We start from the raw sequence: 14636 nt of genomic DNA on the forward strand, positions 1-14636 counted from the left end.
TCATGTAGGCCTCGCTGCCTGCGCCGCACGGGCGGCACTTTCGGTGGGTACGGCAACGCCGCTGCGCTGCGCTGGAATCTTGCCGGCACGGACATCATCGGCCCAGAGCTCGTGGTGCTCGCGGGCCCAGCCCTCGCTGACATAGCCGGTTTTCATGGCCTTGTAGGCGCCCCGCATGCCGACGGTTCCCATGTAGATGTGACCGCAGATCAAGGCCATCATCCAGATCGCCAGCACGGCATGGACCATGTGGGCGATCTGCATGTCACTGCGCACGTCGCCAAAGCCGGGGATCAGCTTGTCCAGCACCAGCCCCGTGGCCACCACGAAGATGCCGGGGATGGTGATACCCCACCAGAACAAGCCCTTTTCACCCGCGTTGAAGCGGTGTGAAGGCACCTGGTGGTCACCGCCACCGAGCAGGCCGCCGCCCTTGCTGAGCCAGATGAAATCAGCGCGGTTGGCGATGTTGTCCTTCACGAAGGTGAGGATGATGACCAGCAGCGAAACCGCAAACAGCGGACCCATGAAGTTGTGCACGTTCTTGAGCGCATAGGCCAGCCAGCCAAACAGCGTGCTGCCGATGACCGGCAGCAGAAAGAACTTGCCAAACGCCATGACGATGCCCGAAATCGCCAGCGCGATGAAGGCACCGGCATTGGCCCAGTGCGCTGCCCGCTCAAAAGGCGTGAAACGCTCGATCCGGCGGTCTGATTCGGGGTGCTCGTGCCCCATGGGGCCCTTGGTGAAATAGAAAATCGCCAAGGCCAGCAACACCAGACCCAGCAAGGCAGCACCGTAGGGAATGATCCACTGGTTGCGCACCTGGCGCCAGCCCTCACCCGCGTTGGTCACCCGGGCCCCGGGGTATGCCACCATCGGCTGGATCAGGTTGCCGGCCTCGGGCGCCTGGGTCCGGGGCAGGCTGCTGTAGCCCGTCACACCCTGCCCCACCTGGCGCCACATGGGGGCGTTGTTGCCAGGCTGTACCTTGGCGCGCTCGCCGTTCGTCTGATCGGCGTATTGGGGGTCGGCGCTGGCGTCTGGCTTGATTTCAAAAATGTTCTGGCTCTGAATGCCACCGGGCGCTGCAGCAGGCGCGGGCGCCACCGCAGCTGGAGCCGCGGACGCATCCGTGGCGGCAGCCGGTGCCTGCGCATGGGCAGGCACCCATGCCAGGCCCGCCGCCAAGGCCAGGGACCACATGATGTGTTTCATGGTGGGCCTCACTTGGATGGGGTGCGGGTGTATTCGTTCTGGCCGTACTGCTGGCGCGCCTTCAGCTGCTGCTCCCAGCTGGTCTTGTCGCCCACCTTCCAGCCCGGCTGGGTGAAGTTGCTGCCTGTGCCGGCGTACGGTACAGCGTCGCTCTTGATGCCGCCACCGGTCTGCGGTTTTTCGGTGCAGGCGGCCAGGCCGGCAAGGGCCAGCACCGCCGTCATAGTGATGGAAATGCGCTTCATGACTTGGCTCCTGCGGGTGGCTGTGCACCCTTTTGCGTGCCGTAGGCTGTGCCCCAGCCCCACACTTCGGCCCCCTTGCCGCGCTGCACCACGCGGTTGCGGAAGATGTCCGCCACCACATCGCCATCGCCGGCCAGCAGCGCCTTGGTCGAGCACATTTCGGCACAGGCGGGCAGCTTGCCTTCTGCCAGGCGGTTGCGCCCATATTTCTCGAACTCTGCCTGGCTGCCATTGGCCTCGGGGCCGCCGGCGCAGAAAGTGCATTTGTCCATCTTGCCGCGCACGCCGAACGTGCCTTGCGACGGAAACTGGGGGGCGCCAAACGGGCAGGCATAGCTGCAGTAACCGCAACCGATGCAGACATCCTTGTCGTGCAGCACCACACCTTCGTCGGTGCGGTAGAAGCAGTTCACGGGGCAGACAGCCATGCAGGGTGCATCGCTGCAGTGCATGCAGGCCACCGAGATGGATTTTTCGCCGGGGACGCCGTCGTTGAGCGTGACCACGCGACGGCGGTTCACGCCCCACGGTACCTCATGCTCGTTCTTGCAGGCGGTGACGCAGCCATTGCATTCGATGCAGCGCTCTGCATCGCAGATGAATTTCATTCGTGCCATTGTTCTGTCTCCTGATCAGTGCCGCGCGCTCACGCCCGTTCCACGTTGCAGATCGTGGTCTTGGTTTCCTGCATCATGGTCACGCTGTCATAGCCATAGGTGGTGGCCGTGTTCACTGCCTCGCCCCGCACGACGGGTGCGGCCCCCTTCGGGTAGTGCGCCAGCATGTCGACACCTTGCCACCGGCCAGAGAAGTGAAAGGGCATCCAGACCGTGTCGGGCGCAACGCGCTCGGTGACCAGCGCCTGCACATTCAGGCGCGCACCCGTAGGGGAACTCAGCCACACGCGCTCACCATTGCGGATACCCCGGTCGGCAGCCGTCTTGGGGTTGATTTCCACAAACGCCTCTTGCTGCAACTCGGCCAACCAGGGGTTGGAGCGGGTTTCCTCGCCGCCGCCTTCGTATTCGACCAGGCGGCCGGAAGTCAGGATGAGCGGGAATTTCTCGTAGACCTTGTCGGCCACGTTCTTGTCCTGCAGGGACTTGTAGAGCGTGGGCAGACGCCAGAAAGCCTTCTTGTCGTCGTGCGTGGGGTACTTGGCCACCAGGTCGGGACGCGTGCCGTAAATGGGCTCGCGGTGCTGCGGAATCGCATCGGGGAAATTCCACACCACGGCCCGGGCCTTGGCGTTGCCAAACGGATGGCAACCATGCTTCATGGCCACGCGGATGATGGCGCCCGTAGGGTCGGTCTTCCAGTTCTTGCCTTCGGCCTTGGCCTTCTCGGCGTCAGACAGGTCGTCCCACCAACCCAGCTTCTTGAGCAGCACATGGTCGAACTCGGGGTAGCCCGTGGTGATTTCCGCACCCAGCGAATGCGATCCGTCTTCGGCCAACAGGTTCTGGCCGTCCTTTTCGACACCGAAATTGGCGCGGAAGTTGCCGCCACCATCCATCACATGCTTGGAGGTGTCGTACAGATTGGACGAGCCTGGGTGCTTGAGTTCGGGCGTGCCATAGCAGGGCCAGGGCAAGCCAAAGTAGTCACCGGTGAAGTCGTAGCCGGTCTCCTTGTCCTTGCCGCCCTTGGCCTTGAGGGTTTTCACATCGAACACATGCATGTTCTTCATGTGGGCCTTCAGGCGCTCGGGGCTCTGGCCGGTGTAGCCAATGGTCCAGACACTGCGGTTGATCTCCCGCAGGATGTCCTCGGGCATGGGCTCGTCCATGCCCTTGACCTTCTGCATCTTGTAATTCTTGGACAGCTCGTTGGCAAAACCGAGCTTTTCAGCGAACTGGTGCATGATCATGTGGTCGCTGCGACTCTCCCACAGCGGCTCGATCACTTTCTCGCGCCACTGCAACGAGCGGTTGGATGCCGTGCAGGAGCCACTCGTCTCGAACTGCGTAGCCGCCGGCAGAAGGTACACCGCGCGGTTGGGGTTGAGGTCTTCGGTTTTGCCGGGCATGGCCGCCATGGCAGCGGTGGCCGATGGGTAAGGGTCCACCACCACCAGCAGATCCAGCTTGTCCATGGCCCGCTTCATCTCCAGACCACGGGTCTGCGAATTGGGAGCATGGCCCCAATAGAACACGCCGCGCAGGTTGGAGTCCTGGTCGATCAGTTCATTTTTCTCCAGCACGCCGTCGATCCAGCGCGACACGGTGATGCCGTTCTTGGACATCATCGCGGGCGAGGCGTACTGCTTCTTGATCCATTCGAAATCCACACCCCACACGGCCGCGAAGTGCTTCCACGAGCCTTCGGCCAGGCCGTAGTAGCCGGGCAGTGAGTCGGGGTTGGGGCCCACGTCGGTGGCGCCCTGTACGTTGTCGTGGCCGCGGAAGATGTTGGTGCCACCACCGCTCTTGCCCACGTTGCCCAGTGCCAGCTGCAGGATGCACGAGGCGCGCACCATGGCATTGCCGATGCTGTGCTGTGTCTGGCCCATGCACCAGACGATGGTGCCAGGGTTGTTGTCGTGCAGCATCTTGGCGACCTTGAACATCTGGTCTTCCTTGACGCCGCAGGCCTCTTCCACCTTGTCGGGCGACCACTTGGCCAGCACATCCTCGCGCACCTTGTCCATGCCGTAGACACGGTCGTTGATGTACTTCTTGTCTTCCCAGCCGTTCTTGAAGATGTGGTACAGCAGGCCGAACAGGAAGGGGATGTCGGTGCCCGAGCGGATGCGCACATACTCGTCGGCCTTGGCCGCGGTGCGGGTGAAGCGCGGGTCCACCACGATCATCTTGCAGCCGGTTTCCTTGGCGTGCAGCATGTGCAGCATGCTCACCGGGTGGGCTTCGGCGGCGTTGGAGCCGATGTACAGAGCGACCTTGCTGTTCTGCATGTCGTTGTACGAGTTGGTCATGGCGCCATAGCCCCATGTGTTGGCCACGCCCGCCACGGTGGTGGAGTGGCAAATGCGGGCCTGGTGGTCGCAATTGTTGGTGCCCCAGAAGCTCACGAACTTGCGCAGCAGATAGGCCTGCTCGTTGTTGTGCTTGGACGAGCCGATGAAGTACACGCTGTCAGGGCCGCTGGCCTTGCGCAGTTCCTGCATCTTGGCGGTGATTTCGTTCAGGGCCGTGTCCCAGCTGATGCGCTCGTACTTGCCGTTGACCAGCTTCATGGGGTAACGCAGGCGGTACTCGCCGTGGCCGTGTTCGCGCAGGGCCGCACCCTTGGCACAGTGCGCACCCAGGTTGATGGGCGAGTCGAACACCGGCTCCTGGCGTACCCACACGCCGTTTTCCACCACGGCGTCGACCGCACAGCCCACCGAACAGTGGGAGCAGACAGTGCGGCGCACTTCGATCTTGCTGTCGCCGATGCCGACCTTGGCACCTTCGGCGGCGTTGGATTTCTTGACCAGCGTGAGCTGCGACGCGGCAATGCCGACGCCCACCCCCAGACCGGAGCGGCGCAGGAACGAGCGGCGGTCCATGGTGGGCAGCGCCTGCGACAGGCCACGGCGCAGGCTGTGCACAAAAGGAGACGCCGAGGACGATGCGACCTGCGCGGCGTGGGAAGACTTCTTGGTAAGCAACATGGTGCGCCCCGCTGTCAGAGTTGGGTGGTTTTGTAGTACTGCTTGACGTGGGCAGACAGGTGGTAGCCACCGCCCTTTTCAGGGGCCACGCGGGCAGGCTCGGACACCGTGGCGTCAGAGGGAATCACCTGGGGAAGCGCCACGACGGCTGCTGCTGCAGCCCCTACGGTGGCGGCACCGGAAAAGAAACTCCGGCGTGAGGAATGGGGCTGGCGGTTCTGCATGCTTGTCTCCAGAATGGCTGGCAGCTATGAAACGGAATTCATACGAGTCTATGTCAGTGTGTAAAACCCTGCAATCGCGCTTTCCACCCCCCACTAATGCGCTCATCTTTTATAGCGTCCGCATCAGGGTTTCTGCGGACTCCAAGACTCACTCCAGCATATCGAAGCCCTGGGCCTCCACCGCCACGAAAGCCCGCGTGAACTGGGCCAGTGCGGCATAAAACCGGGCCGCAGGCTGCCCCTGCAGGGCATCGCACAACTGCAGGATCCAGGGTTGCAGATGTGTCGCAAAAAAATCACGTTGCGCCGTCAGGTTGCAGACAGCCATGTCGTCGCCCGCGATCAGGTAGCGCATCACCTCGCACAGGTAGGCCACATGGTCTTCGGTTTCCGGCATCGCTTCTGTGCGCGCCAGGCCCAGCGCCGCCAGGTCGCTGCGCAAGCGCACCAGCGGCTTTTCGTTCAAGAATCCGCTCAGGTAGAGCGAACCATACAAGAACACCTCGGGCTTGCCCACACCGCCGAACAGGCGATCGAACTCTGCGGCAATGTCCGCATCGCTGTGGGCCCGCGCGGCACCCACCAGCTGCTGCCAGGGCTCCTGCAGAAAGCCGCCCTCCATGGGGGCTTCGGTGACGGCCACGCGCAGCGCGGCCAGGGTTTCCGGCGTGGGCCTGGCGTAGTAGAGCTGCGCCAGCAGCCCATACACCTCGGCGCGCGCGGTTTCTTCGTCCAGCGCCGAGCTGCCGGCCGCGTTCAGGGAAAGGGAATCGCTCACAGATCGGTCACTTTCGTTTCGCTTTGGGAGGAATACAGATCGATCACGCGGCAGTCGCTGCACATCTTCAGCCGCTCCAGCGCCTCGCCCTGGAACATGGGGTGGCCCGACAGCTTGCCCAGCATGGCCTCGATGGCCTTGACGGTGCCAAAGGGCTTGCCGCAGCGCACGCAGGCCCAGGGCTTGGCTTCGTTGAGCACGCGCAGCTGCGCGCGCTCGGGCGTGAGCAGCAGGCGCGGCTGCAGGGTGATGGCGTTTTCGGGGCAGGTGGTGGCGCACAGGCCACACTGCACGCAGTTCTTTTCAATGAAGCGCAGCTGCGGCAGCTGCGGGTTGTCCTGCAGCGCACTCGCCGGGCAGGCGCTCACGCAGCTCAGGCACAAGGTGCAGCGGCCCTTGTTGACTTCGATGGTGCCCAGCAGCGATCCCACGGCCGGCAAGGCGATGGCCTCTGGGCGCTCTGCCACGGGCATCGGAGCCTGCTCGATGAGGTGGTCGAGCGCCATCTCCAGCGTGCTGCGCTTTTCCTGCGCCACCGCAAAACGTGCAGCCACGGCCGGGATCTTCTGGCGCGTCTGGCCCAGGGCCTGCAATGCGGCGTCCAGCTCGGTGGGGTGCGTGGCGCGCAGCAGCTGCACGTGCGTGCCGGTGTAGCCCAGCCCACGCAGAATGGCTTGCGCCACATCCATCTGTGCCTGAAGGCCATCGAGGTACTGCGGCGCCTCCTCCTGCGTCGTCAGCACCACCACCTGCGAGGCACCGTAGGCAATGGCGCTGAGCCACAGGTCCACGCCGGTGCTGGCCGTGTGCCACAGCGCCACCGGGATCACGTGGGCGGGCACGCCCTGCGCCAGTTTCAGTTGCGCCGCACGGCCCAGTTCTTCCACCAGCGCCTGGCCGCGCTCCTGGCTGTGCAGCAGCAGCACGGCGTCCTTGCCGCCTGCGGCGGTGTAGGTGGACAGCAGCGTCTTGAGCTTGGTGCCCTGCTCCGTGGCACTGGGGTAGGCATAGGTCAGCGCACCCGTGGGGCAGACGGTGGTGCAGGCGCCGCAGCCCACGCACAGGTTGGGGTTCACCTTGATTTGCTGGCGGCCCTTGTCACTGCTGATGGCCTCGGCCGAGCAGATGTCCACACAGGCGTTGCAGCCCACGGTTTCGTTGCGGCTGTGGGCGCAGAGCTTTTGTTTGTAGGCAAAGAATCGGGGCTTCTCGAATTCCCCCACCAGTTCGCGCAGTTGGAGCAGGGCCGACAGGTCGCGCCCATCCCAACGGAAATAGCCCTGCGGCAGCGCGTGCTGCAGGAAGGTGGGCGTGGCAGTGGCCGAGCGCAGGTCCAGCACCAGGTCAAAACGCTCGGTCTGCACGGCAGCGTCGCGCGTGAAGTCGATGGCACCGGCCACCTGGCACACCTTCACGCAGGCGCGGTGCGACTGGCAGGCGGCCATGTCGATCTGATAGTCGAGGCCAATGGCGTTCTCGGGACAGGCCGCCACGCAGGCATTGCAGCGCGTGCACAGGTCGAGGTCGATGGGGTTGTCGGCCTTCCATTGCAGCTCGAACGCGCCCAGCCAACCCGTGAGGCCCGTGATGCGCCCGCCCAGCACCGGAAAGCGCCGTGCCTGTGCGCCCCCGGCGTTGCCAGGGCCCTGCGTGAACAGGGTCACATCCAGCACGTCCGACACCAGGGCTGCAGCCTGCTCGGCCTGGTCGAGCGGTCCGATGATGAGCAGGCGGCCCGTGCTCTTGTAGGTGACCGTGGGCACGGGCGGTGGATCAGGCAACCGGGCCGCCGCCAGCAGCGCTGCGATCTTGGGACTGGCCTTGGCGGCATCGCGGCTCCAGCCACCGGTTTCGCGGATGTTCACAAACCGGATGGGGGACACCGCCCCCTCGGTCTGCTGGCCCAGGTCGCCAAACAGGCGCTGCTCTTGCGTGCAGGCCACCACCACATCGTCACCCGACTGGATGGCCTTCTGGAAGGCACCCGCATCGCGCCGGCACAGGGTGGAGTGGAGGGTCAGGTCTTCATGCAGCGCCGCGCCCAACGCCTTTGCGTTGAGGGGCATCGTCTGGTTGCAGTCGCAGAGGAGCGTCGTGGTCATGTTCTGTGTGGCTGGCTGGCATGGCCACCGCATCCTGCGCGGAGTCGGTGGCCAGCGCAAGCTCGCTGGAGGGGCCGCTAGGAATAGCGTTGCAGACCCCGGACTGTGCCACGTCTGGAGAGGTTTGCCCCTCCGCATCATCCCGAGGCTGAGCAATGGCAGGGGCTATTGCATCTGCTTGCGTGTCTGCGATTGCCTCTGCGGTGGCGCCGTCCACCAACGCATCGGGCGATGCCTCGGCGTTGGCCTTCTTCTCATGGTCAAAGAAGCCCATCGCATGGGCACTGGTCAACTTGCGCAGCATCCCGGCAGGCAGCGGATCGGGCTGTGTGTAATCGCCAACGTAAATATCGAGGCCATCCATCACATTGAAGTGCGGATCGGCAAACAACTTCTTCATGGCCAGGTTGCGCACTTCGGGCGAGACGGCACGGTCCACAAAGGGCTTGAAGTCAGAGGCGGGGGTGAGGGCCTCGGCATCCGACAAGGTGGGCGGTGGTGGCGCATCCGGGGTGGGGGCTGCGGGTACGGCGGTGGCTGCTCCAGCAGCAGCCGGAGCGGGCACGGGTGCGGGATTGGCCACCTGCGAGGCTGGCGCGGGCGGCGGCGGGTCCTGCACGGGCTTGCCCGCCAGCACATCCTGCTTGCGGCGCGACCAGCGTCCGAGAAATCCGTCAGCCATGGCCTCCTCCTCCACCGCCGCCACGCTGCTTTTCGGTGGTCACGGAGGCCGGATTACCAAACCGGTCCTGCAAGGAACGGAAGCTGTCGGGGCGCTTGCGGCGCTTGGGCTCGGGCTGGTAATGCTCGGCCACGAAGGCGCGCAGTGCCTCCACCACCTCGGGTGCCGCAGGCACCTGTTCCACCGTTTCCTGTGCGTCCAGCCAGCGGCCCGCGTCGTGGTAGCTCAGGCTCACTGCAACCGGGCGGGCCAGCGGAATCTCGCCGCTGCCGGGGTCTTCATCGCGGCGCCACATCACAAACCAGCAGGGGGCTGGCGACGTGAGATTCAGGTGGTAGCCCTCGGCGTCGTCGCGGAACAGCTCCACGCGAAAGCCCGGGAACAGCCAGCGCTGCTCGCGCTCGTCCTGAAGGATCTGGCGCGGCTCGGTGCCAAAGGCGGGCTCATTGATCACCACCTCGGCCAGCGACCACCGCCAGGGCTGCCAGCGGTTGGCTATGTGCTCGCACCGCATGATCACGGCAACGTCGGTGTAGGGGCGCTCAGTCATGGGCGCAGACTTTACCCCGGCGCGCGGCCTGGGTCAGCACGGCCTGCAAAGCCCCTTGAGTGGCCTCAGAGGGTGTGAATGAATCCGGCGTGCCCGAGCAGGCCGCCAAAACGCGCCCGATCTAGACGCAAAGCGCAGCCATAGCTCGGGCTATGGCGAGCATTTGTAACGACGAGCGGGTGTGTTTTGGCGGGATGAGCGGGTATGGCGGGTTCGTTCACACCTTCTCAGCTTGCAGCCCCTTCCAGCCGTTCCACGGCCACTGCGCAGTACTTGAACTCCGGGATCTTGCCGAACGGGTCCAGCGCCGCGTTGGTCAGCAGATTGGCCGCCGCCTCCACATACGCGAACGGCATGAACACCGTGCCGCGCGGGGTGCCGTCGTCGCGCCGCACGCGCACCTGCACCATGCCGCGCCGCGATCGGATGCCCACCAGCGCACCCGGCGCCACGCCCAGCCGCGCCAGTTCGTCGCCATGCAGCGACGCGGTGGCCATGGGCTCGATGGCATCGAGCACGGTGCTGCGCCGCGTCATGCTGCCCGTGTGCCAATGCTCCAGCTGGCGGCCGGTGATAAGCACCAGGGGATAGTCGGCGTTGGGCGTTTCGGCCGCCGGGATCAAGCTGGCTGGCACGAGCTGGAGGCGCCCCGTGGGCGTGGGGAACTGGTCTTTGAAAACAATGGGCTGGCCCGGGTCATCCGGCGTGAGGCAGGGGTAGGTCACGCTGGAGTCGCGCTCCAGCCGACCCCAGGTGATGCCCTCGATGCTCGCGTGCATGGCCTGGCGCATTTCGTCGTACACGGCGGCCACGCCGGATTCGTCGCCTTCGTAATTCCAGCCGAGGCCCACCCTTTTGGCGATCTGCTGAATGATCCACAGGTCAGGCCGCGCATCGCCCGGCGGATTGAGCGCGCGGCGGCCCATCTGCACCATGCGATCGGTGTTGCTGGCCGTGCCGGTCTTCTCTGGCCAGGCGCTGGCGGGCAGCACCACGTCGGCCAGCCAGGCGGTTTCGGTCAGGAAGATGTCCTGCACCACCAGGTGCTGCAGGCTGGCCAGCGCGTGGCGCGCGTGGTTCAGGTCGGGATCGCTCATGGCGGGGTTCTCGCCCATGATGTACATGCCGCGCACCTTGTGCGGGTCGGTGTCAGGCGCCAGGGCCTTGTGCATGATCTCGACAACGGTGTATCCCGGCGCCTCGTCCAGCGGGGTGCCCCAGAAATTCTCGAACCACGCGTGCGCTTCGGCGTTGTCCACGCGCTGGTAGTTGGGAAACATCATGGGGATCAGCCCCGCGTCGCTCGCACCCTGCACGTTGTTCTGGCCGCGCAGCGGATGCAGGCCCGAGCCTGGCTTGCCGATCTGGCCGGTGACGGCGCACAGCGCAATCAGGCAACGCGCGTTGTCGGTGCCGTGCACATGCTGGCTCACGCCCATGCCCCACAGAATCATCGCGGCCTTGGCCCGCGCGAAGGCACGCGCCACCTCGCGCAGCGTCTCGGCCGGGATGCCGCACACGGGTGCCATGGCCTCGGGGCTGCAGCCCATCACGTTGGCCTTGAGCGCCTCGAAATCGGTGGTGCGGTCGTGGACAAAGGCCTCATCCACCAGACCTTCGTCGATCACGGTGTGGATCAATGCGTTGAGCATGGCCACGTCGGTGTCGGCCTTGAACTGCAGCGTGCGCCACGCGTGGCGGCCGATGTCGGTCACGCGCGGGTCGGCCAATACAATCTTGGCGCCACGCTTGGCCGCATTCTTCATCCAGGTCGCCGCCACCGGGTGGTTGGCCGTGGGGTTGGAGCCGATCACGAAGATCAGCCCGGCATGCTCCACGTCGTTCACCGGGTTGCTCACCGCCCCCGAGCCCACGCCTTCGAGCAGCGCGGCCACGCTGGAGGCGTGGCACAGCCGCGTGCAGTGGTCCACGTTATTGCTGCCAAAGCCGGTGCGCACCAGCTTCTGGAACAGGTAGGCCTCTTCGTTGCTGCCCTTGGCCGAGCCAAAGCCCGCCAGGGCCTTGGTGCCGTGCGTGTCGCGCAGGCTCTTGAGCTGGCCTGCTGCGAGGTCCAGCGCCTCGTCCCAGGTCGCTTCGCGGAAGGTATCGCGCCAGTCAGCACCGTAGGGCCGCACCTCCTTGGGCACGCCGGGCTTGCGGATCAACGGCACCGTCAGGCGGTCGGGGTGGTGGGCGTAGTCAAAGCCGAAGCGTCCCTTCACACACAGGCGGCCGTGGTTGGCGGGGCCGTCGCGGCCTTCGACGCTGATGATCTTTTCATTGCGCACGTTGTAGGTGATGAGGCAGCCCACGCCGCAGAACGGGCAGACCGAATCGACCTTGCGGTCCACTTTTTGCGAGCCGATGTGCGTCTTGGGGCTGAGCGCACCCGTGGGGCAGGCCTGCACACATTCGCCGCAGGCCACGCAGGTGCTCTCGGCCATGGGGTCGTCAAGGTCGAAGATGATCTTGCTGTGGGCTCCGCGCAGGGCGTAGCCGATCACGTCGTTGACCTGTTCCTCGCGGCAGGCGCGCACGCAGCGGTTGCACTGGATGCAGGCGTCGAGGTGGACGGCCATGGCCGGGTGGCTCAAGTCGGGCGCAGGCTGCTCGCGGTGCAGCGCCTTGAGCGCGGGGCGCACGGCCACACCCAGGCGGTCGGCCCAGGCGCTCAGTTCGCCGTGCTGGCCTGCTGCTGGGGCAGTTTTTGAATCCAATTCGCCTGTAGCGCCAGATGCGCATGCGCTACCAGCTATCAATTCAGGAGTATCTGGTTGGTCATCATTCCATTGGTAGCCCACGTCCGGCATGTCGGACAGCAGCATCTCCACCACCATCTGCTGGCTCTTGCGCGCGCGCGGGCTGGCGGCCTGCACTTTCATCCCTTCGGTCGGCGCTCGGCAACAGCTGGGGGCCAGCGTGCGCTCGCCCGCGATCTCCACCACGCAAGCGCGGCAGTTGCCGTCGGGGCGGAGGCCGTCGGTGTAGCAGAGGTGCGGGATCTCCACGCCGTGGCGCTGCGCGGCTTTGAGGATGGTGTCACCGGGCTGGGCGGTGACGGGCCGGCCGTCCAGCTCGAACGCCACGCCGGGCAGCGCAGCGGCAGAGGTGAACACGGCGCTCATGGCTTCACCCCTGCGGGCAGTTGCTCGGCCAGCGGGCTGTTGCGCGGCTTGGGCAGGTCACCCGGCCACGGCCCCTCGCCCACTTCGTGCGCAAAGTATTTGTGGATGCAGCGGATGGGATTGGGCGCCGCCTGGCCCAGGCCGCAGATGGACGCATCGGCCATGACCTGCGCCAGGTCGTCCAGCAATTCTTCATCCCACTGCGGCGCTTCCATCAGCGTGGCCGCCTTGGCCGTGCCTACGCGGCAGGGCGTGCACTGGCCGCAGCTCTCGTGTTCAAAAAAGCGCATCACGTTCAGCGCCGCCTCGCGCGCGCTGTCGTGCTGGCTGAGCACGATGACGGCGGCCGAGCCGATGAAGCAGCCATAGGGCTGCAGCGTGTCGAAGTCCAGCGGTATCTGGTTCAGGCGGGCGGGCAGGATGCCGCCCGAGGCGCCGCCCGGCAAATAGGCGTAGAGCTGGTGGCCATCCAACATGCCGCCGCAGTATTCGTCGATGAGTTCCTGCACGGTGATGCCCGCCGGCGCGAGCTTGACGCCGGGGTGCTTCACGCGGCCGCTCACGCTGAAACTGCGCAGGCCCTTGCGGCCGTGGCGGCCAAAGCTGGCAAACCACTGCGGGCCGCGCTCCACGATGTCACGCACCCAGTACAGGGTTTCAAAGTTGTGCTCCAGCGTGGGCCGGCCGAACAGGCCCACCTGCGCGATGTAGGGCGGGCGCATGCGGGGTTCGCCGCGTTTGCCTTCGATGCTCTCGATCATCGCGGACTCTTCGCCGCAGATGTAGGCACCCGCGCCCCGGCGCAGCTCGATGTGCGGCAGCGGGCATGGGGGCTGCGCGCGCAGGTCGTCCAGCGCGGCCTGCAGCAGCGCGCGGCAGCCGTGGTATTCGTCGCGCAGGTAGATGTAGACGGACTCGGTGCCCACCACCTGAGCGGCGATGAGCACGCCTTCCAGAAAGCGGTGCGGGTCGCGCTCCAGGTAGGTGCGGTCCTTGAAGGTGCCGGGCTCACCTTCGTCGATGTTCACCGCCATCAGGCGAGGAGCAGCTTGCTCGCGCACGATGCGCCACTTGCGGCCCGCCGGAAAACCCGCGCCGCCCAGGCCACGCAGGCCCGAGTCTTCCATGGCTGAAAGCACGGCCTCGGCGTCCATTTCGCCATTCACCAGTGCAGCGGCCGTCTGGTAACCGCCGTGCGCGCGGTAGGTGGCGAGGTCGGTATGGGCGGGGCTGACGCCTTCTGGCGGCGCAGGCACGCTGCGCCCGGCCAGCGCTGCAACATCAAAATTGACAGCCCCCTGTGCATAGGGATGTAGCGCTACCGACCGATAGGGCTTCAAATCGATGGTTTCCAACACCCCATCGACCGTGGCGTGTGGCACCGGGCACTGGTGCACCACGGCCACGGGCGCCTGTTCGCAGCGGCCCACGCAGGGCACGGCCTGCACCTGCACATCGCCCTGCCCGGCCGTACGCAGGCGCTCGGGCAGCGCGGCCAGCAGCGCGCGCGCGCCGGCCATGCCGCAGCTCAGACTGTCGCACACGCGCAGCACCAGGCGCGGTGCCTGGGCCTGGTCGCCGCGCACGATCTCGAAGTGGTGGTAGAAGCTGGCCACCTCGTACACCTCGGCCATGGGCAGATGCATCTGCTTGGCCAGCGCTACCAGGTGCCGGTCGTGCAGAACGCCAAAGTGGTCGTTGAGGCGGTGCAGATGTTCGATCAGCAGGTCGCGCCGAAAGCCCTCGGCCGGTGGATCACCCAGCAACGCGGTCAACTCGGCCATCGCGGCGCCTTCAGGCTGGCGGCCCTTGAGCTGGCTGGCGCGACGAAGGCTGGCGCGCAGGTCATCGGGGGTGGCGAGCGTTGCGACCGAGGCTACGGCAGGCGGAACAGGTGATGGCGGCATGGGTGTTGTCTCGGTTGAACAGGCCTCGGCAAAGGGGCCCCATCTTTCAGAATTTCAAAATGGATGGCAGGGTACCGGGACAGGCCACAGATCATAGCCACATGAAACATATGGTCACAACAATGACATCAATTAACAATAAACATGCCCCGGCACCGTAGAGTGGGTTTCTCACACTTTTGACAGGAA

At 65.5% G+C, this 14636-nt stretch carries 11 protein-coding genes; all 11 read right to left on the bottom strand.

Annotated elements, in window-relative coordinates:
• Positions 1-1218, bottom strand: coding sequence for a formate dehydrogenase subunit gamma (locus BLW02_RS02250; protein WP_026434670.1), 1218 nt, complete (start codon positions 1216-1218; stop codon positions 1-3).
• An 8-nt stretch (positions 1219-1226) separates the two neighbouring features.
• Positions 1227-1463: a hypothetical protein gene (locus tag BLW02_RS02255; protein ID WP_092696821.1), complete on the bottom strand. Its 237-nt coding sequence runs from the start codon at positions 1461-1463 to the stop codon at positions 1227-1229.
• On the bottom strand, positions 1460-2080 hold the full coding sequence (gene fdh3B / locus BLW02_RS02260; protein WP_086911539.1) for a formate dehydrogenase FDH3 subunit beta: 621 nt from the start codon (positions 2078-2080) through the stop codon (positions 1460-1462). The genes BLW02_RS02255 and fdh3B overlap by 4 nt, the downstream gene beginning before the upstream one ends.
• A 29-nt stretch (positions 2081-2109) precedes the next feature.
• On the bottom strand, positions 2110-5079 hold the full coding sequence (locus BLW02_RS02265) for a formate dehydrogenase subunit alpha (protein ID WP_092696822.1): 2970 nt from the start codon (positions 5077-5079) through the stop codon (positions 2110-2112).
• Positions 5080-5093: 14 nt separating this feature from the next.
• Positions 5094-5303: a formate dehydrogenase gene (locus BLW02_RS02270; RefSeq protein WP_092696823.1), complete on the bottom strand. Its 210-nt coding sequence runs from the start codon at positions 5301-5303 to the stop codon at positions 5094-5096.
• A gap of 148 nt (positions 5304-5451) precedes the next feature.
• Positions 5452-6081, bottom strand: coding sequence for a TorD/DmsD family molecular chaperone (locus tag BLW02_RS02275; protein ID WP_092696824.1), 630 nt, complete (start codon positions 6079-6081; stop codon positions 5452-5454).
• A complete protein-coding gene (locus BLW02_RS02280) occupies positions 6078-8147 on the bottom strand; it encodes a 4Fe-4S binding protein (RefSeq protein ID WP_092696825.1) in 2070 nt (689 codons plus the stop codon). Before BLW02_RS02280 ends, BLW02_RS02275 begins: the two co-directional genes overlap by 4 nt.
• Positions 8107-8865, bottom strand: a complete 759-nt coding sequence (locus BLW02_RS02285; protein WP_092696992.1) for a DUF3306 domain-containing protein — start codon at positions 8863-8865, stop codon at positions 8107-8109. The genes BLW02_RS02280 and BLW02_RS02285 overlap by 41 nt, the downstream gene beginning before the upstream one ends.
• The gene (locus tag BLW02_RS02290) at positions 8858-9415 is read right to left on the bottom strand and encodes a DUF3305 domain-containing protein (RefSeq protein WP_092696826.1); all 558 of its coding nucleotides are present in this window, start codon (positions 9413-9415) and stop codon (positions 8858-8860) included. The genes BLW02_RS02285 and BLW02_RS02290 overlap by 8 nt, the downstream gene beginning before the upstream one ends.
• Positions 9416-9642: 227 nt before the next feature.
• Positions 9643-12540 carry a formate dehydrogenase subunit alpha gene (fdhF, locus tag BLW02_RS02295; protein WP_208859674.1) on the bottom strand — a complete coding sequence of 966 codons (2898 nt, stop codon included), beginning with the start codon at positions 12538-12540 and terminating at the stop codon, positions 9643-9645.
• Positions 12537-14447, bottom strand: coding sequence for an NAD(P)H-dependent oxidoreductase subunit E (locus BLW02_RS02300; RefSeq protein ID WP_092696827.1), 1911 nt, complete (start codon positions 14445-14447; stop codon positions 12537-12539). The genes fdhF and BLW02_RS02300 overlap by 4 nt, the downstream gene beginning before the upstream one ends.
• Positions 14448-14636: the final 189 nt, after the last annotated feature.

The organism is Acidovorax soli, from assembly GCF_900107605.1.
Lineage (GTDB): Bacteria > Pseudomonadota > Gammaproteobacteria > Burkholderiales > Burkholderiaceae_C > Acidovorax > Acidovorax soli.

Excerpts from the sequence above, each read along its gene's own strand:
- BLW02_RS02255 (WP_092696821.1), bottom strand. The coding sequence starts at position 1,463 with ATGAAGCGCATTTCCATCACTATGACGGCGGTGCTGGCCCTTGCCGGC.
- BLW02_RS02285 (WP_092696992.1), bottom strand. The coding sequence starts at position 8,865 with ATGGCTGACGGATTTCTCGGACGCTGGTCGCGCCGCAAGCAGGATGTG.
- BLW02_RS02290 (WP_092696826.1), bottom strand. The coding sequence starts at position 9,415 with ATGACTGAGCGCCCCTACACCGACGTTGCCGTGATCATGCGGTGCGAG.
- BLW02_RS02265 (WP_092696822.1), bottom strand. The coding sequence starts at position 5,079 with ATGTTGCTTACCAAGAAGTCTTCCCACGCCGCGCAGGTCGCATCGTCC.
- BLW02_RS02250 (WP_026434670.1), bottom strand. The coding sequence starts at position 1,218 with ATGAAACACATCATGTGGTCCCTGGCCTTGGCGGCGGGCCTGGCATGG.
- BLW02_RS02300 (WP_092696827.1), bottom strand. The coding sequence starts at position 14,447 with ATGCCGCCATCACCTGTTCCGCCTGCCGTAGCCTCGGTCGCAACGCTC.
- fdhF (WP_208859674.1), bottom strand. The coding sequence starts at position 12,540 with ATGAGCGCCGTGTTCACCTCTGCCGCTGCGCTGCCCGGCGTGGCGTTC.
- fdh3B (WP_086911539.1), bottom strand. The coding sequence starts at position 2,080 with ATGGCACGAATGAAATTCATCTGCGATGCAGAGCGCTGCATCGAATGC.
- BLW02_RS02270 (WP_092696823.1), bottom strand. The coding sequence starts at position 5,303 with ATGCAGAACCGCCAGCCCCATTCCTCACGCCGGAGTTTCTTTTCCGGT.
- BLW02_RS02280 (WP_092696825.1), bottom strand. The coding sequence starts at position 8,147 with ATGCCCCTCAACGCAAAGGCGTTGGGCGCGGCGCTGCATGAAGACCTG.